The following is a 20,246-nucleotide window of genomic DNA, read 5'->3' as shown; positions in this document are numbered from 1 at the left end:
TTCTCTCAGTGATGTGGGCACGGCAGGACCCTAGGAGGATTTGAGTGCCGCAGCCGCGTGGCTCCGGGTGCCGAGACGGTGAAAGAACAGGTTGAGCAGGACCGCTGCCAGTGCTCCGGCACTGATCCGGAGCCGGGCAAGGTCTGTGTGCGCGAAGGCGCCGGCAGGGAAGCCGCCGAAGACGGGGCCCACGAGGGGCGCGCGGCGGGCAGCCGTGTCTGCCGGGGGGAGAACCCCCGGCGGCGGCTGAAGGCGGAACGGCGGCGCAGGCGACTGTGCGAACAGGCAGGACGACCCACCGGGCAGGAGCGCGCTCGTGCCCGGCGCCCAGGGACGGTGACGACGCCCGCGTATGTCAGGGCGGAAAGCGGCGTGGACACAGGGCCGTTGCCGACCCGGTATGCAGGCGTTGCCATGGAGCTTCCCTCCGGTCCGGTACGCCCCCGCCCTACTGGTGCTGCTTCGGGCGAGCGGGGGCGTACCGGTTCCGCGTCAGAGGTTGGTCATGTCGACCGGGATGTGCGGCTCGACGCCGTCCCGCAGGATGGTGGCCTCGATCAGGCCGTACGGGCGGTCGGCGGCGAAGTAGACCTCGTTGTCGTTCTTCAGCCCGAAGGGCTCGAGGTCGACCAGGAAGTGGTGGTTGTTCGGCAGCGAGAAGCGGATCTCGTCGATCTCGCTCCGGCTGTTGATGACGCGCGAACCCATCTGGTACAGGGTCTGCTGGAGCGAGAGGGAGTACGTCTCGGCGAAGGCCTGGAGGATGTGCTTCTTGGCCTGGGCGTACGACTTCTCCCAGTTCGGCATCCGGTCTTCGTCGCTGGTCCAGTTGTAGCGCCAGGCGGCGGAGACATCGGTGCACAGGATGCGGTCGTACGCCTCCTTGAGCGTCGTGTACCGGTCCTTGACGTAGCCCCAGAACTCCGAGTTCGTGGAGTTCATGACCGTGAGGTCCTTGAGGCCGGAGATGACCTCCCACTTCTCACCGTCGTAGGTGATCTGCGTGGTGCGCAGCTCCTGGCCCTGGCGGACGAAGGAGTGGTTGACCTCGTCGGAGCCGATGAACTTGGAGTTGTTGTCCGAGGTCGCGATGCGATCCCAGGCGTACTCCTCGATCCGGATCCGGGCGCGCTGGATCGGCTCCTGCGACGTCACGAAGTGGCGGGCGAGGTGGATGCCGAACTGCTCGGCGGACTCGATGCCGTACTCCTTGGCGAACGCGTACACCGTGTTCTTGGTGGTGTCCGTCGGCAGGACGTTGGCGTTCGAGCCGGAGTAGTGCACGTCGTCCATGTCGCCGGAGAGGGCGACGGAGACGTTCAGGTCCTTGATGTGGTGGGTGTCGCCGTCCCGCGTGATCTTGACGACGCGGTTCTCTGCTTTGCCGTACTGGTTCTGGCCGAGAATCGTGGGCATGTCGGTGCTAGCTCCCTCGGTATACGGAGTAGCCGAACGGGTTGAGCAGCAGCGGTACGTGGAAGTGTTCGCCCGGCACGACGGCGAACGTGATCGCCACCTCCGGGAAGAACGCGCCGCTGTCCCTTACGCGGGGGGCGTCCTGCTGTGCCTCGGCTTGCTTCTTGCTGGCGAAGTACGCCTCGGTCTCGAAGTCGAGACGTACGTGGGTCGTGCCTTCCGGCAGGGCCGGCAGGTCCTTGCAGCGCCCGTCCGCGTCGGTCGCGGATCCGCCGAGTGCCACCCACTCGGCGTCACTGCCACTGCGGGCCGTGAGCGAGATGGCGACACCCTCGGCGGGGCGTCCGATGCTGGTGTCCAGGATGTGCGTGGACACCGAAGCGGTGGTCGCGGTGCTCATAGTGCTCAGTCCTCTTCTACGAGACGGGTCAGCCGGATTCGGTTGATCTTCCCGAGTTCGGTGCGCACGATCTCGCGCTCCGCCTCGGCGGTGTTGCCGATCCGGTCCCGCATCGCGTCACGCATCTGCTCACCGGTCGCACCGGTGGCGCAGATCAGAAAGACATGTCCGAACTTCTCCTGGTAGGCCAGGTTCAGTTCGAGCATCTCGGCTTTCAGTTCCTCGGACGCTCCGGCCATTCCCCGCTGCTCGCGGGAGGAGGTCGGGTCCCCGGGCTTGGGCCGGCCGATCGGCGGGTGGCCCGCCATCGCTTCGGCCAGGTCCTCCGCGGTCAGTTCGGCCATGGCGGCGTCACTGGCGAGGAAGAGGGCTTCCGCATTGGCGTACGGGCGCTGGGCGAGCAGTTTGCTCCCCCACGCCGAGCTGGCGCATACCTCGTGGAGCGTGGCCGAGGCCTCGCTGTCCGCCGAGGTATTGAACCGGGCGAGGCCCGGCGTCGAACCTGAAGTCACGGGAGCCTCCGTGGCCTTGTGCTGGACGGGCTGCGCATAGCTAACGCCCTCAAGAACATCGCGTCAACACTTTGTTGAAATCTTGCGAACGCAAAAGCCGCCGACCCGTTGCGGGGACGGCGGCCTCGACGAATGATCGATCAAATATGCCCACTTACTGGACACCCCGCTACTCGCTCTTCGAGCCGTTTTCCCTGTTCAGGTAGTTGTAGACGGTGAAGCGGCTGACCCCCAGGGCGCTCGCCACCGTCTCCACCCCGTGCCGTACGGAGAAGGCCCCGCGCGCCTCCAGGATCCGTACGACCGACTGCTTCTCCTTACGGTCGAGCTCCGCCAGCGGCATCCCGTGCCGGCGCTCCAGCGCGGCCAGGATGTGATCGAGGGAGTCGGAAAGCTGCGGAAGCCGTACGGCGACGACGTCCCGGCCCTCCCAGGTCAGCACCACATCGTCGCTGCCCGCCCGCTCCGGCACCATGATTTCCCCGCCCATCGCGTCGACCAGCGGCTTCACCGCGATGACGAGGGGGTGGTCGTCCGGCGCGCCGATGTCCGTACCGCTGAGATCCGTCACTTCTCGCCCTCCCCGATCACGTTGACCTGCAACGAGACCCGCGTGGCACCCGCGGCCAATGACTTGCGCAGCAGCGCGTCGACCGCCGTCAGCACCGCGTCCGCACCGCCCTCGGCGGTGTTCCCGAACGGGCCGACATCCACAGCGTCCAGCTCGGCCACCTGGATGACCTCGCGGGCGGCCAGCGCGTGCGCCGGCGCCTCGTCGAGGTCGAAGGGCTCGGTCGTGAACTCCACTCTCAATCGCACCATGCCCCCACGTTACTGGCGGACCTGGCCGCCCCTCTTGACAGGTATCCGGGCCACCATGCAACATTCCATCAGGCAGAAAATAACTTCCGCGATACGGAAGGAGCGCCGAAACCCTCATGGGCTACACGGACCAGCGCTTCGATGTGAACCTCTCAATCCTCTTCACGGAACTCCCGCTCCTGGAGCGCCCGGCGGCCGCCGCCGCGGCAGGCTTCAAGGCGGTCGAGCTGTGGTGGCCCTGGATCGAGACCCCCACCCCCGACCAGGCAGAACTCGACGCCCTCAAGAAGGCGCTCGACGACGCCGGCACCCAGCTGGTCGGCCTGAACTTCTACGCCGGGCAGCTGCCCGGCCCGGACCGCGGCGCACTCTCCGTGCCCGGCGAGGAGTCGGACCGCTTCCGCGCCAACATCGACGTAGCGGCGGACTTCGCCGCCTCGGTCGGCTGCAAGGCGCTCAACGCGCTCTACGGCAACCGCGTGGACGGCGTCGACCCGGATGCCCAGGACAAGCTTGCCCTGGAGAACCTGGTGGTGGCCGCCCGCGCCGCCGACCGGGTCGGTGCGATCCTCCTGATCGAGACCCTCAACAAGCCGGAGTCGCCGCGCTACCCGCTGGTGAGCGCACCGGCCGGCATCGCGGTCGTCGACAAGGTGAACGAGGCGACCGGACTCGGCAACGCCAAGTTCCTCCTCGACATCTACCACCTGTCGATGAACGGCGAGAACCTCCCCGACGTGATCGCGGAGTACGCCTCCAAGACCGGCCACGTGCAGATCGCCGACAACCCCGGCCGCGGCGCCCCCGGCACGGGAGACCTGCCGCTGGAAGAGCTGCTCGACCTGCTCAAGAACGCCGGTTACGACGGCTGGGTCGGCCTGGAGTACAAGCCCGGCGACCGCCCGAGCGCCGAAGCCTTCGACTGGCTCTCGAACTGACCATTTTTTCGCGTGTGTTGAAGCACGTGTGTTGAAAGAGGCACCCATCATGAGCAACCTTCCCAAGATCGGATTCATCGGCCTCGGCATCATGGGCTCCCCCATGTCCGAGAACCTGCTGAAGGCCGGTTACGACGTCACCGGCTACACCCTTGAGCAGCCCAAGATCGACCGCCTCGTCGCCGCCGGCGGCAAGGGCGCGTCCTCGATCGCCGAGGCCGTCAAGGACGCCGACGTCATCATCACGATGGTGCCCGCCTCCCCGCAGGTCGAGGCGATCGCGTACGGCGAGGACGGCATCCTGGAGAACGCCAAGAAGGGCGCCCTCCTGATCGACATGTCCTCGATCACCCCGCAGACCTCCGTCGACCTGGGCAAGGCCGGCGCCGAGAAGGGCCTGCGCGTCCTGGACGCCCCGGTCTCCGGCGGCGAGGCCGGCGCGATCGAGGCCGTACTGTCGATCATGGTCGGCGGTTCGCAGGAGGACTTCGACGCCGCCAAGCCGGTGCTCGAGGCGCTCGGCAAGACCATCGTCCTGTGCGGTCCGCACGGCTCCGGCCAGACGGTGAAGGCCGCGAACCAGCTGATCGTCGCGGTCAACATCCAGGCGTGCGCCGAGGCCGTGGTCTTCCTGGAGAAGTCCGGCGTCGACCTCGAAGCCGCTCTTGACGTCCTGAACGGCGGACTGGCCGGCTCGACCGTCCTGACCCGCAAGAAGGCCAACTTCCTCAACCGGGACTTCGCCCCCGGCTTCCGGATCGACCTGCACCACAAGGACATGGGCATCGTCACCGACGCCGCCCGCAATGTCGGTGCCGCTCTCCCCGTCGGCGCGGTCGTCGCCCAGCTGGTCGCCTCGCTGCGCGCCCAGGGTGACGGTGGCCTTGACCACTCCGCCCTGCTGCGCGCGGTGGAGCGCCTCTCCGGTCAGCCCGTCCAGAGCTGACCACCCCCTGATTTCCGGGCTGCGGCGGCGCTGACACCTGTCCTGTCGCGCCCAGGCGCCGCCGCCGCCCGGATTCATCTTTTTTTCACTTCAGTCCGCGCCGATCTCTACCCTCAACTTCAACAAACTGTTGACGTCACGCTCGGTGCGTACTTACGCTCCTCACGCCGCCAGCAGATTTCCGCAGGAAGGTCCCCATGTCGAAGCGTGTGCTCACGACCGAGTCCGGCGCCCCGGTCGCCGACAACCAGAATTCCGCCTCCGCCGGTGTCGGTGGCCCGCTCCTCCTCCAGGACCAGCACCTGCTGGAGAAGCTCGCCCGCTTCAACCGTGAGCGCATCCCGGAGCGCGTCGTCCACGCCCGTGGCTCGGGTGCGTACGGCTACTTCGAGGTGACGGACGACGTCACCGGCTTCACCCGCGCGAACTTCCTCGGCGAGGTGGGCAAGCGGACCGAGACGTTCATCCGCTTCTCCACCGTCGCGGACAACCTCGGTGGCGCGGACGCGGTCCGCGACCCGCGCGGTTTCGCGCTGAAGTTCTACACCGAAGAGGGCAACTACGACCTCGTCGGCAACAACACCCCGGTGTTCTTCATCAAGGACCCGATCAAGTTCCCCGACTTCATCCACTCCCAGAAGCGCGACCCCTTCACGGGCAAGCAGGAGCCGGACAACGTCTGGGACTTCTGGGCGCACGCCCCCGAGGCCACGCACCAGATCACCTGGCTGATGGGCGACCGCGGCATCCCCGCGTCGTACCGCCACATGAACGGCTACGGCTCGCACACGTACCAGTGGACGAACGCCCAGGGTGAGGCCTTCTTCGTCAAGTACCACTTCAAGACGAACCAGGGCATCCGCTCGCTGTCGTCCGAGCAGGCCGCCGAGCTCGTCGGCAAGGACGCGAACTCGCACCAGACGGACCTGCTCCAGGCCATCGAGCGCGGTGTGAACCCGTCCTGGACGCTGTACGTGCAGATCATGCCGGCGGCGGAAGCCCCGGACTACCGCTTCAACCCGTTCGACCTGACGAAGGTCTGGCCGCACGCGGACTACCCGCTCCAGCGGGTCGGCCGGCTGGTCCTCGACCGGAACCCGGACAACGTCTTCGCCGAGGTCGAGCAGGCCGCGTTCTCCCCGAACAACTTCGTTCCGGGCATCGGCCCCTCGCCCGACAAGATGCTCCAGGGCCGGCTCTTCGCCTACGCGGACGCCCACCGCTACCGCCTCGGTGTGAACCACACCCAGCTGCCGGTGAACGCCCCGAAGGCTGTTCCTGGGGGCGGTGCCGACAACTACGGCCGGGACGGCGCCATGGCGACCCGCTACGGCTCGCGCTACGACAAGAACTACGAGCCCAACTCGTACGACGGTCCGGCGCAGACGGACGCGGCGCTCTCCGCCCCGCTGGCACTGGCCGGCTGGACCGGCACGCACGCCGCCGCCGTCCACGTCAAGGACGACGACTTCTTCCAGGCCGGTGAACTCTACCGCCTGATGTCGGACGAGGAGAAGTCCCGCCTGATCGCGAACATCGCCGGTGGCCTCTCGCAGGTGAGCCGCGACGACGTGATCGAGAAGAACCTCGCGCACTTCCACGCCGCTGACGCGGAGTACGGCAAGCGCGTCGAGGAAGCGGTCCGCGCCCTGCGCGAGGACTAGGACACCAAGACCGCGCGGCGGGTCTGACGGGAGGTCAGGCCCATCGCGCAGTCCGTACCGCCGGCCCGTATGAGGGGTGGCCGGCGTTACGGACGGAATGGGTGCCGCGGCGGCGTGCGAGCCAGTGCGGTGGTCAAGGCTCCAGGAACGTCCTCCTCGACCTGAGGGGAGGGCGCCCGAAAGCTCATCGTCCTCCGCCGCGGAACCCCTTCCTCCTTCAGCTCCGCCCGACGGCGCGAATGTCCTGTCGCGCCAGTCTCGTGCCGTCGGGCGGCATCAGTTTCCCTGCCAGGGCGCGGGGTGCGTACGGACGGTCCCGTACGCACCCCGCGCCCTTCAGGCGTTTGTCAGCCGACCGGCACGGCCGCCTCCACGGCGTGGGCCGCGACCGGGGTGGCGCCCACCCACCGGCCGATGGCGGTCTCGGCCGTGATGCCGGGTCCGAACCCGGCGATGAGCCCGCCGGCGCCGTTCTCGACGGTGCCCTCCTCGAACAGCCGGGCCAGCGCGTCGAAGACCACCGAGCTGGCGATGTTCCCGCGTTCGGTGAGCGTGGCCCTGCTGAACCGGAACATCTCCGGCGGGAGGTCCAGGTAGTGGCACAGGTCGTCGAGGATGCGCGGCCCGCCCGCGTGGACGATGAAGAAGTCCATCTGGGCGACCTCCCAACTGTGCTGGGACACGAGCGACTTGAGCGCAGGGGCCAGCATCTCCATGGTTCCTGGGACCCGCTTGTCCAGCAGGAAGTGGAACCCGGTGTCCCGGACGGCGTACGAGATCCAGTCCTCCGTATGGGGCACCAGATGGGAGCCGTTGCGCTCGATCCGCATCCCGACGCCGCCCTGCCCCCGCACCACGGCCGCGGAAATCGCGTCGCCGAACAGGCCGTTGGAGAGCAGCGAGCCCACCCCCAGGTCGGTCGGCTGGTAGCACAGCGAGCAGAACTCGCAGGACACGATCAGCACATTGGCCTGCGGATACGCCGTACAGAAATCATGCGCGCGGTTGATCGCCGCACCGCCCCCCGCGCAGCCGAGCTGGGCGATGGGCAGCTGTCTGGTCTCCGAGCGGAAGCCCATCGTATTGATCAGCCAGGCGGTCAGCGACGGCATCATGAAGCCGGTGCAGGAGACATAGACGATCAGGTCGATATCGCCGGGCTCCACCTCGGCGTGGGCGAGCGCCTCGCGTACGACGCCGGGGACACGCGCCTTGGCCTCGGCCTCGTACAGCTGATTGCGGATCTCGAATCCGGGGTGCCGGAGGGTGTCTTCGATCGGCTGCACGATATGTCGGGTGCGGACACCCGTGTTCTCGATGAGGCGCAGGACGAGGCCCCGCTGCGGATGGTCCGCGTGCGTCTCACGGGCCAGCGCGAGCGTCTGCTCCATCGTGATGACGTGGTCGGGTACGGCAACGGACGGTCGGCACAGTGTGGCCATGGGTTTTCCTTGTCTCATGCCGGGCAGCGGTATCGCCGGGCGGTCGTCACCACGGGGCGGTCGTCGCACGGGTGGTCGTCACACGGGCGATCGTCACCACGTGACGGGCAGGCTGAGCGGATAGCGCCAGATCGATGTCGTGTTCCAGCGCACCTCCGCCGGCTCCACCGCCAGCCGCAGCCGGGGGAAGCGGTCGAGGAGCGCGGCGAACACGACCTCCAGTTCCATCGCGGCGAGGGGCGCCCCGAGGCAGTGGTGCGCTCCCCAGCCGAAGGTCATGTGGGGAACGGTGGGCCGGTCCACGTCCAGCTCGTCGGGCCGGTCGAACTTGCGCTCGTCCCGGTTGGCGGTGAGGTACGAGACGTGGACGACGTCACCGGCCCGGATCAGTACCCCGCTCAGCTCCACGTCCTCGGTGGCGATCCGCGGGATGCCGACGCCCTTGCGGAAGGGGATGAAGCGCAGAAGCTCCTCGATCGCCGCCGGGAGGACCGAGGGACGCGCACGGAGTACGTCGAGCACGTCCGGGCGGGTGAGCAGCGTGTACGCGATGTTCCCGATCTCGTACGTCGTGGTGTCCTGACCGGTGATGAGCAGAACCATCGACATGACCGCCAGCTCGTCGTCGTCGAGGAGTTCCGCACCGTCGCGGGCGGTGGCCAGCGTGCTGATCATGTCGTCGCCGGGTGCGCGGCGCCGCTCGGCGCTGAGCTCGGCGAAGTAGGCGCGCAGCTCGGCCTTGGAGCGGACGGCCGCCTCCCGGTTGGCGGCGCTCACGTTCATCATGGTGAGTGCGTGGGCGCGCAGCCGCGGCCGGTCGTCCTCGGGGATGGCGAGCACTTCACAGATCGTCATGAGCGGCAGGGGCGCCGCCACATGTTCGACGAGGTCGGCGGGTGAGCCGAGGTCCGCCATTCGGTCGAGCATCTGGTCCACGACGCTCTGGGTCCGCTGCCGCATCCGCTCCACATGGCGCGGCGCGAAACTCTTGGCGACCAGGCTGCGCAGCCTGCTGCTCACCGGCGGGTCCATCAGATTGATCGACTCGGACTGCACGATCGGCTCGGGCGTCATCCGGGGGAAGTCGCGGCCCTTGACGGCGCTGCGGCTGAACCGCCGGTCGGTGGTGACGGTGCGCACGTCCTCGTAGCGGGTGACGAGCCAGGCCTCGCCGTCGCCGTACGGCATCCGGATGCGGGCCACGGGTTCGGTCTCCAGCAGCTGCCTGAGCTGCGGGTCGAACTCGAGGGCCTCCGCGTAGTCGAAGGGACAGCTCCATACGGTGCCGGTGGTCTCCACGTTGCTCCAGACGGTGTGCGGGCGATGTCCGACACACATCCCCAAACGGGGGGACGGTCATGTCCCCATGCGGGTTAGTTAACCGATTAGAGGGAGATTCGGACTTCAGCTCGGACACTTGGGAAGAGGCGACAGTGAGCCCGGCGGCATCGACCGGCGTACCGGCTTGAAGTAGTGGGCCAGCGCCCAGTCCGCGATGCGGTTGCCGGCCTCGCACCCGGCGATGTCGGCGCTGCGGAAGTGGATTCCGCCCCACACGCGGGCATCGGCCATGTCCTTGTTGAACCGGTCGGCGTACTCGTAGTGCCGTGTGGTGGCAATGGCCTCGGAGCGGACGTTGAGGTCGATGCGTGAGGTGCCGAGAACCCCGGCCACGGTCCGCAGTACGGCGCCGGCGACCGCCGCGTGGCCGCTGATGTAGTCGGGGTGCGGGGGCGTGAGGAGCAGCGGCTGCCACCGCGGGTCGGCTTCGGTCTCGGGGTTGTCGTCGGTGCCGGCCTGGTGAATGGCGGTGACCGGCCGCCAGAAGGCGTAGTGGAGCTTGGAGTCCCAGGCCGTGACGACGGCGTCGGCCGCCGAGGTGTTCGCCGCGGCGAAGAGCCGCGCCGTGTCGGCGATGCCGAGGCGGTGGCGGGCGGCGTAGTCCCGGAAGGCTGTCTGGAACTGCACCATCAGGTTGCCACCGAAGAAAAGGGCGGTCTCGGTCTGGCGCGCGGTTCTGCTCGATCCCGTCTTCGCCCCCATGGCCTTGATCTCGTTCACGTCCTGGGCGTAGCGGGCCGAGGAGAGAGCGGGCGGGGGGCCGGGACGGACCTGGTTCGGGGACTCGAGCAGCAGCGGGCGCATCGTGCCGAGCCAGGCGTCGACGAAGGGCCGATGGGCGGGCGGGGTGGGCCGCCAGAGACCGGGTTCGGGCGGCGCGGTGTACTCGACCGGTTCGTACCGGCCGTCGCCCTCGCGCAGCTTGACGACGTGTTCGGCGGCGCGTTCCCCGAAGGCCACGCCCTGCTTCTCGGCACGGCCGTCGGGGATCTTGGCGAGGGACTTGGCGTACTCGGCGTCGAGCCGGGTCTGCGAGGCGGGGAAGTAGGCGAGCAGCACGCGGTGGGCGGCGGTCACGGCCGCTGCCTCGGGTGACGCGGTGGAGGGCCCTCTCGCCTTCCACTTGTACAGGTCGTACCGGCCCTGGATGCCGACCACCGCGTTGTAGACGGCGGCGGAGACGAACCCGTGCCAGATGGCCACCTGCCCGGAGGGGTGCATGGCGCCGAGGTTGGCGCTGATGGTCTGGGTGGTGATGGCGTTCCAGTGGCGGACCGCCGCGGGGTCGGCCGAAGGTGCCCGACGGCTGTCGGCGGCGGCGGTGGGTCCGCCCACGCCGGGGATGGCGACGAGTGCGAGCGTGGCGACGATGCCGACGACGGCTCGTACACCCGAACGGGAAGCCCGGGAAGGGCGGGAAGGCAAAGGGAAGTTCTGGCGCACAGAGCACTCCACTTGAAGCGGTATGACCGGATTGGCAGCGGATGAGACGCTGGATCAAGATCAACCGCTAAGCCGGGGCTCCGCAAGCGGAAGCACGCAATGAGGTGTACGCCCCGGCGAAGCGACCGAGGCCCGGCCTGCTCGCGGGAGCAGGCCGGGCCTCGGGGCGGAGCGGAGAGCGGCGTGCGTCAGACGAGCGGGCGGATCGCCGTCGGGGCGTGGCCCGGCTCGGTGGCGATCTCCTCGAACTCGGTGACGTCGCTCATGTCGACCGTCTTGCTCATCGAGATGTTGGTGATGCGCTCCAGGATGGCCTCGACGACCACCGGGACGCTGTACTCGGCGGCGAGCTTCTTGGCCTCCTCGAAGGCGGCACCCAGCTCGTTCGGGTCGGTGACGCGGATGGCCTTGACGCCCAGGCCCTCGGCGACCTTGATGTGGTCGACACCGTAGACGCCGATCTCCGGGGTGTTGATGTTCTCGAACTCGAGGTTGACCTCGAAGTTGATGCCCAGGCCGCCCTGCGCCTGACGGATCAGGCCCAGGTAGGCGTTGTTCACCAGGACGTGGACGTAGGGAACCTTGTGCTGCGCGGCGACCGCGAGCTCCTCGATCATGAACTGGAAGTCGTAGTCGCCGGAGAGCGCGACGATCGGGGTGTCCGGGTCGGCGGTGGCTGCGCCGATCGCGGCCGGGATGGTCCAGCCCAGCGGGCCGGCCTGACCGCAGTTGATCCAGTTGCGCGGCCGGTAGACGTGCAGCATCTGCGCGCCGGCGATCTGGGAGAGGCCGATGGTGGTGACGTAGCGCGTCTCCGGGCCGAAGGCCTTGTTCATCTCCTCGTACACGCGCTGCGGCTTCATCGGGATGTTGTCGAAGTGCGTACGGCGCTGCAGGGTGGCCTTGCGCTCCTGGGCGGAGGCGGCCCACGCGCTGAAGTCAGGCAGCTTGCCCTCGGCCTTGAGCTCCTTCGCGATCTGGATGAACAGCTCCAGTGCGGCCTTGGCGTCGGAGGCGATGCCGAAGTCCGGGGCGAAGATCTTGCCGATCTGGGTGGGCTCGATGTCGACGTGGACGAACTTCCGGCCCTTGGTGTAGGCCTCCAGGTTGTAACCGGTGTGGCGGTTGGCCCAGCGGTTGCCGATGCCGAGGACGAAGTCCGACTCCAGGAAGGTCGCGTTGCCGTAGCGGTGCGAGGTCTGCACGCCGACCATGCCGGCGCTCAGCTCGTGGTCGTCGGGGATGGTGCCCCAGCCCATCAGGGTGGAGATGACCGGGACGCCGGTCAGCTCGGCGAACTCGACCAGCAGGTCACAGGCGTCGGCGTTGATGATGCCGCCACCGGAGATGATCAGCGGGCGCTCGGACTCCAGCAGGAACTGGATGGCCTTCTCGGCCTGGGCGCGGGTCGCCTGCGGCTTGTAGGGCTGCAGCGGCTCGTAGGTCTCCGGGTCGAACTCGATCTCGGTCAGCTGCACGTCGATCGGCAGGTCGATGAGGACCGGGCCGGGACGGCCGGAGCGCATCAGGTGGAACGCCTGCTGGAAGACGCCCGGCACCTGGGCGGCCTCGAGGACCGTGGTGGCGGCCTTGGTGACCGGCTTGGCGATCGAGGCGATGTCGACGGCCTGGAAGTCTTCCTTGTGGAGCTTCGCGACCGGGGCCTGACCGGTGATGCACAGGATCGGGATCGAGTCCGCGATCGCCGAGTAGAGACCGGTGATCATGTCGGTGCCGGCGGGGCCGGACGTACCGATGCAGACACCGATGTTGCCCGCCTTGGCGCGGGTGTAGCCCTCGGCCATGTGGGATGCGCCCTCGACATGGCGGGCGAGCGTGTGGTGGATGCCACCGCCCTCTTTGAGGGCCTTGTAGAACGGGTTGATCGCCGCGCCCGGCACACCGAACGCGTTGCTGACGCCTTCGCGCTTGAGGATCTCAACTGCGGCTCGGGCTGCGGTCATTCGAGGCATCGCGTACTCCTGCTCGGCCAGTCGGAGTGACTCACCGCTGCGGGCAGGTGACCGTCACTCCATGGTTTCCATAATGCGGAATTTCAATTCTGCTATACGGAAGCAATCTAGGGTGAGGTCCGTCCCGCGTCAAGAGCGGGCATTGGTTGAAGTCCCTCCCCAAGGGGTCGCTCTTGGTGGACGATGGGCGACGTACCGCAGTCACACGTACCGGTCCGAGGGGGACGGTCATGGGAGAGAACGTGCCGGTGCGCTGCCCGGCATGCCGTCGCCAGCACACCTTCACGCCGCCGGTCTTCCCGTGCGCGTGCGGGGAGCCGCTGGCACCGCCGCTGTTACGGGGCGCGGCCCCGGAGCGGATCACGCACCGCACCTGGACCGACGCGTGGGTCACGGTCCGGTGCGACGCGTGCGGGCGCCAGGGCCAGTGGCCGCAGCCGGAGCTGGGATGCGCCTGCGGGGCGGTGCTGCGCATTCCGGTACGCCCCGTTCCGCGCCCCGCACCGCCTACGGCCGCCACCGCCGGCGGACAGCCGCCGACCTCCCCCACCGGCTATCCGTCCCACATCCCGCTGCCGCCGACCGCGGCTCCCCCGCGTCCGAAGTTCCGGCCGATGACGATCAGGACCGGGCGGGACGCGGTGACCGCGGCGGCGCTCTACCTGAAGTGGCTCGGATTCCGCGACATCATGCAGTCCCCCGAGCGCCCCGCCTCCGGCATCGACCTGCGCGGACCCGGCCTGGTCGCCCAGGTCGACCCGACCACCCGCCCCGCCGGCCTGCGCGACGTCGAGTGCCTGTGGCTCCACGGGCTCAGCGCGTCGGCGGTGAGCGTGTTCTTCTCGCTCGCCGGGTACGCCGACGACGCGCGCGCCCGCGCGGACGCGCTCGGGGTCCCCCTCTTCGTCATGGACCTCACGGGGACTCCCCAGCCGGTCAACCGCCCGGCGGACGAGCTGGTCAGCACGGGCGCGTAAGGGCTGGGGCGCGTAAGGGGGGCGCGGGCGCCTGCGGCGGGCTTGTTCCCCACCCCGCCCCTTCCCGCTGTGACACTTTGCGGCTCCGCCGCGTGAGGGGCTCCGCCCCAGACCCCGCTCCTCAATCGCCGGAGGGGCTCCATAGAGCCCGTCCGGCGATTGCGTGGGCACGACCAGGCAGGCCGTATCTAATCCTGGTACCGCTCCCGCAGCTCGACCTTTCTGACCTTGCCGCTGACCGTCATCGGGAACGCGTCCATGATCTCCAGGCGTCGCGGGATCTTGTAGTGGGCGAGCTGGTCGCGGCAGTACGCGGTCAGCTCGTCCAGCGTCGGCGGATCACCCGCGTCCCGCGGGATGACGCAGGCCAGGATCTCCTCGCCGTACCGCGCGTCAGGGAGGCCTACCACCTGGACGTCGGAAATCTTGGGGTGGCTGTAGAGGAACTCCTCGATCTCGCGCGGATAGACGTTCTCGCCACCCCTGATGATCATGTCCTTGATGCGCCCGACGATCTGGACGTACCCGTCCTCGCGGACCACCGCCAGGTCACCCGTGTGCATCCAGCGGCCCGCGTCGATGACGTCCGCCGTCTTCTGCGGCTCGTCCCAGTAGCCGAGCATCACGCTGTAGCCGCGGGTGCACAGCTCGCCCGCCTCGCCGCGCGGCAGCGTCACCCCCGTCGCCGGGTCGACAACCTTGATCTCGACATGCGGCATGACCCGGCCCACCGTGCCCGTACGGCGCTCCAGGTCGTCGTCGCGGCGGGTCTGGGTGGAGACCGGGGAGGTCTCCGTCATGCCGTAGCAGATGGACACCTCGGCCATGTGCATCTCGGCGACCACCCGCTTCATCACCTCCACCGGACAGGGCGAGCCCGCCATGATGCCGGTGCGCAGGGAGGACAGGTCGTACGCCGGGAAGTCCGGGAGCCCCAGCTCGGCGATGAACATCGTCGGGACGCCGTAGAGCGACGTACAGCGCTCCTCCTGTACGGCCCGGAGGGTGGCGGCCGGGTCGAAGGACGGGGCGGGGACGACGATGCACGCGCCGTGCGAGGTGGCCGCCAGGTTGCCCATGACCATGCCGAAGCAGTGGTAGAAGGGCACGGGCAGGCAGATGCGGTCCTGCTCGGTGTAGCCCACCATCTCGCCCACGAAGTAACCGTTGTTGAGGATGTTGTGGTGGGAGAGGGTGGCGCCCTTCGGGAAGCCGGTCGTACCCGAGGTGTACTGGATGTTGACCGGATCGTCGCAGGACAACTCCGCCTCGCGGGCAGCCAGTTGTTCGTCCGTAACCGCCTGCGCCGCATCGAGGAGCACGTCCCACGAGCAGTCGTCGATGAAGTGCACCGCCCGCAGCGCCGGGCAGTCCGGCCGCACCTGGCCGACCAGCGCGCGGTAGTCGCTCGTCTTGTGGGACTGCGAGGCGAACAGGACCGAGATCCCGGCCTGCTTGAGCACGTACGCCAGCTCGTGCGCCCGGTACGCCGGGTTGATGTTCACCATGATCGCGCCGATCCGGGCGGTGGCGTACTGCACGAGCACCCAGTCCGCGCAGTTCACCGCCCAGATTCCGACCCGGTCGCCCTTGGCGACCCCCGTCCCGAGCAGCCCGCGCGCCAACTGGTCGACGGCGGAGCCGAATTCGGCGTACGTCCAGCGGGTCCCCGCCGCGACATCGACCAGCGCCTCCCGCTCCGGGTACGCCGCGATGGCCCGGTCGAGGTTCTGGCCAATGGTGTCGCCGAGGAGCGGCACGGAACCGGTGCCATGGATGTAGGAGTTCGGGTTCGGGCTCATCGCAGGTCTCCTTCGTCGTACTCCGCCGACGAGCCCTTCGCCGTACGCTCACGCAGCTCGATCCGGCGGATCTTGCCGGACACCGTCTTCGGCAGCTCGGCGAACTCGATCCGCCGGATCCGCTGGTACGGCGCGAGCACCGACCGCGAGTGCGCGAAGAGCACCTTGGCCGTGTCGGGTCCCGGCTCCCACCCCTCCGCGAGTACGACGTACGCCTTCGGCACGGCCAGCCGCAGCGGGTCGGGCGCGGGCACGACCGCCGCCTCGGCCACCGCCTCGTGTTCGAGCAGCGCGCTCTCCAGCTCGAACGGCGAGATCTTGTAGTCGGAGGCCTTGAAAACGTCGTCGGAACGACCGACGTAGGTCACATATCCGTCAGCGTCCCGCGAGCCGATGTCACCGGTCCGGTAGTAGCCGCCGGCCATCGCCTCCGCCGTACGCTCCGGATCGCCGTGGTAGCCGGTCATCAGCCCGACCGGATCCGCCGAGAGATCAAGACAGATCTCACCCTCGCTCACGCCCGGCTCCCCCGTGACCGGGTCGAGCAGTTCGACGACGTAACCGGGGCTGGGCCGCCCCATGGAACCGGCGAGGAGCCGCTGGCCCGGCGTGTTGGCGACCTGGACGGCCGTTTCTGTCTGCCCGAAGCCGTCCCTGATCGTCACGCCCCACGCGCGCCGCACCGTCTCGATGACCTCGGGGTTCAGCGGCTCGCCGGCCGCCAGGGCCTCGCGCGGCGGCGTACGCAGCTGTCCGAGGTCCGCCTGGATCAGCATGCGCCACACGGTGGGCGGGGCGCAGAAACTCGTGACGCCCGCGCGGTCCATCTCGGCCATCAGCCTGGCCGGGTCGAAGCGCGTGTAGTTGTGGATGAAGACCGTCGCCTCGGCGTTCCACGGGGCGAAGAGATTGGACCAGGCGTGCTTGGCCCAGCCGGGCGAGGAGATGTTGAGATGGACGTCGCCGGGCTTGAGTCCGATCCAGTACATCGTCGCCAAGTGCCCGATGGGGTACGACACATGGGTGTGCTCGACGAGCTTGGGGCGGGCGGTCGTACCGGAGGTGAAGTAAAGCATCAGTGGGTCGGTGGCGTTGGTCACGCCGTCGGGCACGAAGGCTTCCGGGCTGCGGTAGGAATCGGCGTACGACAGCGGGCCCTCGTGGCCGCCCACAACAATCCGGGTGTAGTCCCCCGGTACGTCGTCGAACTTCGCCGCGTCCTCGCCCCGCACGATCACGTGCCGGGCCCTGCCGCGCTCGATGCGGTCCCGCAGATCGGCGACCCCGAGCAGCGGCGTAGCCGGGATGACCACGGCGCGCAGCTTCATCGCGGCGAGGGCGGTCTCCCACAGCTCCACCTGGTTGCCGAGCATGACAAGGACGCGGTCGCCGGGCCCGACGCCCTGCGCGCGCAGCCAGTTGGCGACTTGCCCGGAGCGCGCCGACAGCGCCTCGAAGGAGATCTCGGTGCGCCGGCCGTCCTCCTCCACGATGTGCAGTGCGGTCCTGCCGTTGCCCTCGGCGATCCGGTCGAACCAGTCGAGCGCCCAGTTGAACCGCTCGGGGCGCGGCCAGACGAAGCCTTCGTACGCCGCCTTGTAGTCCTCCCGGTGCTGGAGCAGAAAGTCCCGTGCCGCGCGGAATTGCTCCGTAGCGCCGCCTCGTGCCGCCATGCGTCCTCCTCGTTGCCGGACCGCTCCCTGACATCGTGTAATCAGTGACCTGATCTCACTACCCGCGTACGGGGGTGAAGGGAAACCCTCGTGGGGGATGTCACCGAGGCGGTGGTAGCGGCCCGCCGCGCGGGCCTGCTGCCGTGAGTTGCTTCCCCACCCCGCCCCTTCCCCGCCCCAAGCCGGAGCGCTACGCCGAGACGACGCCGAACCGTACGTCGCGCGCGGCGGCCGACGTCATCGTGGCCAGGACATACTCACCCTCCTCCACCAGCGCCGCCCGCTGCGCCCGGCCGAGCGTGCCGAAGGGCTCGATCGTCATGGTCGCGGCGTCGCCGCCCTTCGCCTCCTCCAGCCGCCAGATGCCCGCCAGGAACCCGTCCACCAGGAACGTGGAGTGGCTCTGGTTGCCCTTCCAGGTCCGCACCTTGTACTCCGCCGGCACCACGCGCGTGCGGTCCGCGTGGGACAGCAGCACGTTGTCGTACTCCGGCAGGAACCGCGGCGGCGCCGGAGTGTCCTCGTCCGGCCGGGGCGCGTCCGGGAGGTCGAAGAGCTCGACGCCGTACACGTCCTGGAAGGTGACGAGCCGCGGCCGGAGCCGTTCGAACGCCTCCCGCAGCCGCGTCAGCCCGCACCAGGTCTGCATGTCCTTGACCGAGGCGGGGCCGAAGGCCGCGAGGTAGCGCAGTACGGTCGCGTCGGGCGTCGGGGCCGGCTGCGACTCCCGGCCGAACCACTGCTCGGCGGTGGTCAGCGCGACCTGGCCGCTGCGCCCCCACAGGCCGCGCGGTGTGACCTGCACGAGCGGCAGCAGGCAGCGCGCGGCGACTCCCAGGGCGAGCGGCTCGGCGTCGGGCCACTCCTTGAGCAGCAGCTCCCGGATCTCCTTCAGCGTCCTGGGCCGCTCCTCGACGAACTCGCGGGTCATGGCCACCAGTCGTTCCAGATCCACGCCCGTGAGCCCCTTGCGGAACATCTGGAGTTCGCGCTCGCGCGCGCCCTGGACGAGCGGGCGCAGCGTGAGGCAGTCGTCGGCGGTATGCGTGTGGAGGGTGGAGCGCAGGGTCACGAGCCGCGCGACCTCGCGGGATGCCATCAGCTCGGACAGCTCCTCGGGGTCGAAGCCCTCCAGTCGCGCGGCGAGCTGGTAGTACGGCGGCTTGGTGTTCTGCGCCTGGAGGCCGACGAGGTGCCCGACGGCGTCCTTGGCGGACATCGCGGTACGCCGGAGCAGGAGCTGGCGCGCCAGGGTGGCGCGGTTGAGTGCGCGGGTGCTGAGTACGGCCGGTGCCGGTGCGGGGTTCGTCGTCTGCGGGGCCATGCTCAGCACGCTACTGATACTTGCGGACACTTTCCGTCCGCGGTGACAGAACTACGCCGACGACATTTGGGGCGTATATCCTGCCCGTGCCCGACGGCGCGCCTTCGCACGCGCCCCACCGACGCGGGAGGTGAGATCTGCGATGACGGAGCGACGCGTCCGTGCCGCACTGTCCCCGAGGAAGAACGCCTGGCGCAGGCAGCCCCCGGCACCGCCCGTCCCTCCCGCCGGTCCGCCGTCGCCCGACGGCGCCGCCGCGTCCCCAGACGGCGTACGGCGCAACGGCGCCAGCGTCGTGCACGCCGCGCTCTACCGCGACGGCCGTCGCGTCTCCACCCCCGACTCGCTCGCCGAAACCTTCCGCCAGCTGCGCCAGCACCCGTCCGGCATGGCCTGGATCGGCCTGCACCGTCCGTCCGAGGACGAAATCCACTCCCTCGCCGCCGAGTTCGACCTGCATCCGCTCGCCGTCGAGGATGCCCTGGAGGCCCATCAGCGCCCGAAGCTGGAGCGTTACGGGGATACGCTCTTCGTCGTACTGCGCGCGGCGCGCTACATCGACTCGGCGGAGGAGGTCGACTTCGGCGAGCTGCACGTCTTCGTGGGCCGGGACTTCGTCATCACGGTCCGCCACGGCGCGGCGCCCGACCTCACCGTCGTACGCAGGCGCATGGAGGACGCCCCCGAGCTGCTGGCGCTGGGGCCGGAGGCGGTGCTGTACGCGATCCTCGACGCCGTGGTCGACGGGTACGCCCCGGTCGTCGAGGGCGTACAGAACGACATCGACGAGATCGAGACCGAGGTCTTCCGCGGCGACCCCGAGGTTTCCCGCCGCATCTATGAACTCTCCCGCGAAATGGTCGAGTTCCAGCGCGCCACCCGCCCTCTGGTAGGCATGCTGCACGGTCTGATGGCGGGCTTCGCGAAGTACCGTACGGACGAGGAACTCCAGCGCTACCTGCGCGACGTGGCCGACCACGTCACGCACACCAGCGAGCGCGTCGACGGCTTCCGCCAGGCCTTGGCCGACATCCTCACGGTCAACGCCACGCTGGTCACGCAGCAGCAGAACGCGGAGATGCGGGCGCTGGCCGAGGCGGGCTTCGAGCAGAACGAGGAGATCAAGAAGATTTCAGCCTGGGCCGCAATCCTCTTTGCACCCACACTCGTTGGAACTATCTACGGCATGAACTTCGACACTATGCCGGAGCTGCACTGGGGCTTGGGTTACCCCTTCGCGATCGGCTTGATGGGGGCCGTTTGCACCAGTCTGTACGTGATTTTCAAGCGTCGGGACTGGCTATAGCGGTCGATCGACCCCGCTCACCCGGCGCACAGTGTTTGCTTCTGCACCTCCCGAGCGAAACGGTCATATGGGCGCTGGGGAGTCCCTGGGGAGAAGTGATGCGGGTGATCTCCTCACCCTCCCCTCAAGGGGCGTCTGACCTGTGAATTTTGAGGCGCCACGAGCGTGGGGAGAATCTGGGGAGAGCCGGAGCCGCCAGCCGTGCCCCGAGTCCGCAGCATCAAGCCACCCCACTGTCCAGTCGACCACCCTCGGCCCGGCTCACCA

At 68.8% G+C, this 20,246-nt stretch carries 17 protein-coding genes and 1 pseudogene; 5 read left to right on the top strand and 13 right to left on the bottom strand.

Going from position 1 to position 20,246, the window contains the following annotated elements; translation table 11 throughout:
• Positions 1 to 30: 30 nt before the first annotated feature.
• From J7E96_RS38815 to J7E96_RS15350, 6 genes and pseudogenes are all read right to left on the bottom strand, one after another.
• Positions 31 to 198, bottom strand: a pseudogene (locus J7E96_RS38815) (purine permease); the annotation flags it as partial.
• A gap of 294 nt (positions 199 to 492) precedes the next feature.
• Positions 493 to 1,416: a factor-independent urate hydroxylase gene (gene pucL, locus J7E96_RS15370; protein WP_215131690.1), complete on the bottom strand. Its 924-nt coding sequence runs from the start codon at positions 1,414 to 1,416 to the stop codon at positions 493 to 495.
• 7 nt (positions 1,417 to 1,423) lie between these two features.
• On the bottom strand, positions 1,424 to 1,816 hold the full coding sequence (gene uraH / locus J7E96_RS15365) for a hydroxyisourate hydrolase (RefSeq protein ID WP_215131685.1): 393 nt from the start codon (positions 1,814 to 1,816) through the stop codon (positions 1,424 to 1,426).
• Between the two features lie 5 nt (positions 1,817 to 1,821).
• Positions 1,822 to 2,328, bottom strand: a complete 507-nt coding sequence (gene uraD / locus J7E96_RS15360) for a 2-oxo-4-hydroxy-4-carboxy-5-ureidoimidazoline decarboxylase (RefSeq protein WP_215131680.1) — start codon at positions 2,326 to 2,328, stop codon at positions 1,822 to 1,824.
• A gap of 169 nt (positions 2,329 to 2,497) precedes the next feature.
• The gene (locus J7E96_RS15355; RefSeq protein ID WP_215131746.1) at positions 2,498 to 2,875 is read right to left on the bottom strand and encodes a helix-turn-helix domain-containing protein; all 378 of its coding nucleotides are present in this window, start codon (positions 2,873 to 2,875) and stop codon (positions 2,498 to 2,500) included.
• Positions 2,876 to 2,895: 20 nt separating this feature from the next.
• The gene (locus J7E96_RS15350; RefSeq protein WP_214972516.1) at positions 2,896 to 3,147 is read right to left on the bottom strand and encodes a hypothetical protein; all 252 of its coding nucleotides are present in this window, start codon (positions 3,145 to 3,147) and stop codon (positions 2,896 to 2,898) included.
• 119 nt (positions 3,148 to 3,266) lie between these two features.
• On the opposite strand from J7E96_RS15350, the gene J7E96_RS15345 reads away from it, so the two are divergent.
• The 3 genes from J7E96_RS15345 to J7E96_RS15335 all read left to right on the top strand — a co-directional run bounded on the left by J7E96_RS15345 (position 3,267) and on the right by J7E96_RS15335 (position 6,698).
• Positions 3,267 to 4,088, top strand: a complete 822-nt coding sequence (locus J7E96_RS15345; RefSeq protein ID WP_215131675.1) for a TIM barrel protein — start codon at positions 3,267 to 3,269, stop codon at positions 4,086 to 4,088.
• 46 nt (positions 4,089 to 4,134) lie between these two features.
• Positions 4,135 to 5,034 (top strand): 2-hydroxy-3-oxopropionate reductase, encoded by a 900-nt coding sequence (locus J7E96_RS15340; protein ID WP_215131743.1) that lies wholly within the window; start codon positions 4,135 to 4,137, stop codon positions 5,032 to 5,034.
• Between the two features lie 197 nt (positions 5,035 to 5,231).
• A complete protein-coding gene (locus J7E96_RS15335; RefSeq protein ID WP_215131669.1) occupies positions 5,232 to 6,698 on the top strand; it encodes a catalase in 1,467 nt (488 codons plus the stop codon).
• Positions 6,699 to 7,045: 347 nt separating this feature from the next.
• Here J7E96_RS15335 and J7E96_RS15330 read toward each other — a convergent pair whose 3' ends face one another.
• The 4 genes from J7E96_RS15330 to gcl form a co-directional block, all read right to left on the bottom strand.
• Positions 7,046 to 8,140, bottom strand: a complete 1,095-nt coding sequence (locus tag J7E96_RS15330; RefSeq protein ID WP_215131664.1) for a type III polyketide synthase — start codon at positions 8,138 to 8,140, stop codon at positions 7,046 to 7,048.
• A 93-nt stretch (positions 8,141 to 8,233) separates the two neighbouring features.
• Complete coding sequence (locus J7E96_RS15325) at positions 8,234 to 9,478, bottom strand: cytochrome P450 (protein ID WP_215131658.1); 1,245 nt, start codon at positions 9,476 to 9,478, stop codon at positions 8,234 to 8,236.
• 66 nt (positions 9,479 to 9,544) lie between these two features.
• Positions 9,545 to 10,924: a vanadium-dependent haloperoxidase gene (locus tag J7E96_RS15320; RefSeq protein ID WP_308295973.1), complete on the bottom strand. Its 1,380-nt coding sequence runs from the start codon at positions 10,922 to 10,924 to the stop codon at positions 9,545 to 9,547.
• A 188-nt stretch (positions 10,925 to 11,112) separates the two neighbouring features.
• The gene (gcl, locus tag J7E96_RS15315) at positions 11,113 to 12,897 is read right to left on the bottom strand and encodes a glyoxylate carboligase (RefSeq protein WP_215131653.1); all 1,785 of its coding nucleotides are present in this window, start codon (positions 12,895 to 12,897) and stop codon (positions 11,113 to 11,115) included.
• A gap of 230 nt (positions 12,898 to 13,127) precedes the next feature.
• On the opposite strand from gcl, the gene J7E96_RS15310 reads away from it, so the two are divergent.
• On the top strand, positions 13,128 to 13,874 hold the full coding sequence (locus tag J7E96_RS15310; RefSeq protein WP_215131647.1) for a hypothetical protein: 747 nt from the start codon (positions 13,128 to 13,130) through the stop codon (positions 13,872 to 13,874).
• Between the two features lie 188 nt (positions 13,875 to 14,062).
• Here J7E96_RS15310 and J7E96_RS15305 read toward each other — a convergent pair whose 3' ends face one another.
• The 3 genes from J7E96_RS15305 to J7E96_RS15295 form a co-directional block, all read right to left on the bottom strand.
• Positions 14,063 to 15,676 (bottom strand): AMP-binding protein, encoded by a 1,614-nt coding sequence (locus tag J7E96_RS15305; RefSeq protein ID WP_215131642.1) that lies wholly within the window; start codon positions 15,674 to 15,676, stop codon positions 14,063 to 14,065.
• Complete coding sequence (locus J7E96_RS15300) at positions 15,673 to 17,349, bottom strand: AMP-binding protein (RefSeq protein ID WP_215131637.1); 1,677 nt, start codon at positions 17,347 to 17,349, stop codon at positions 15,673 to 15,675. Before J7E96_RS15300 ends, J7E96_RS15305 begins: the two co-directional genes overlap by 4 nt.
• 190 nt (positions 17,350 to 17,539) lie before the next feature.
• Positions 17,540 to 18,673, bottom strand: coding sequence for a winged helix DNA-binding domain-containing protein (locus J7E96_RS15295; protein WP_215131632.1), 1,134 nt, complete (start codon positions 18,671 to 18,673; stop codon positions 17,540 to 17,542).
• Positions 18,674 to 18,815: 142 nt separating this feature from the next.
• Here J7E96_RS15295 and J7E96_RS15290 point away from each other — a divergent pair, with 142 nt between their 5' ends.
• On the top strand, positions 18,816 to 19,979 hold the full coding sequence (locus J7E96_RS15290) for a magnesium and cobalt transport protein CorA (protein ID WP_215131627.1): 1,164 nt from the start codon (positions 18,816 to 18,818) through the stop codon (positions 19,977 to 19,979).
• Positions 19,980 to 20,246: the final 267 nt, after the last annotated feature.

It is taken from the genome of Streptomyces sp. ISL-96 (genome assembly GCF_018614035.1).
Lineage (GTDB): Bacteria > Actinomycetota > Actinomycetes > Streptomycetales > Streptomycetaceae > Streptomyces.
The sequence above is the reverse complement of the archived record's forward strand: the minus strand, read 5'-3'. Positions and strand labels throughout refer to the sequence as shown.

Excerpts from the sequence above, each read along its gene's own strand:
- pucL (WP_215131690.1), bottom strand. The coding sequence starts at position 1,416 with ATGCCCACGATTCTCGGCCAGAACCAGTACGGCAAAGCAGAGAACCGC.
- uraH (WP_215131685.1), bottom strand. The coding sequence starts at position 1,816 with ATGAGCACCGCGACCACCGCTTCGGTGTCCACGCACATCCTGGACACC.
- J7E96_RS15345 (WP_215131675.1), top strand. The coding sequence starts at position 3,267 with ATGGGCTACACGGACCAGCGCTTCGATGTGAACCTCTCAATCCTCTTC.
- J7E96_RS15335 (WP_215131669.1), top strand. The coding sequence starts at position 5,232 with ATGTCGAAGCGTGTGCTCACGACCGAGTCCGGCGCCCCGGTCGCCGAC.
- J7E96_RS15330 (WP_215131664.1), bottom strand. The coding sequence starts at position 8,140 with ATGGCCACACTGTGCCGACCGTCCGTTGCCGTACCCGACCACGTCATC.
- J7E96_RS15325 (WP_215131658.1), bottom strand. The coding sequence starts at position 9,478 with ATGTGTGTCGGACATCGCCCGCACACCGTCTGGAGCAACGTGGAGACC.
- gcl (WP_215131653.1), bottom strand. The coding sequence starts at position 12,897 with ATGCCTCGAATGACCGCAGCCCGAGCCGCAGTTGAGATCCTCAAGCGC.
- J7E96_RS15310 (WP_215131647.1), top strand. The coding sequence starts at position 13,128 with ATGGGAGAGAACGTGCCGGTGCGCTGCCCGGCATGCCGTCGCCAGCAC.
- J7E96_RS15305 (WP_215131642.1), bottom strand. The coding sequence starts at position 15,676 with ATGAGCCCGAACCCGAACTCCTACATCCATGGCACCGGTTCCGTGCCG.
- J7E96_RS15300 (WP_215131637.1), bottom strand. The coding sequence starts at position 17,349 with ATGGCGGCACGAGGCGGCGCTACGGAGCAATTCCGCGCGGCACGGGAC.
- J7E96_RS15295 (WP_215131632.1), bottom strand. The coding sequence starts at position 18,673 with ATGGCCCCGCAGACGACGAACCCCGCACCGGCACCGGCCGTACTCAGC.
- J7E96_RS15290 (WP_215131627.1), top strand. The coding sequence starts at position 18,816 with ATGACGGAGCGACGCGTCCGTGCCGCACTGTCCCCGAGGAAGAACGCC.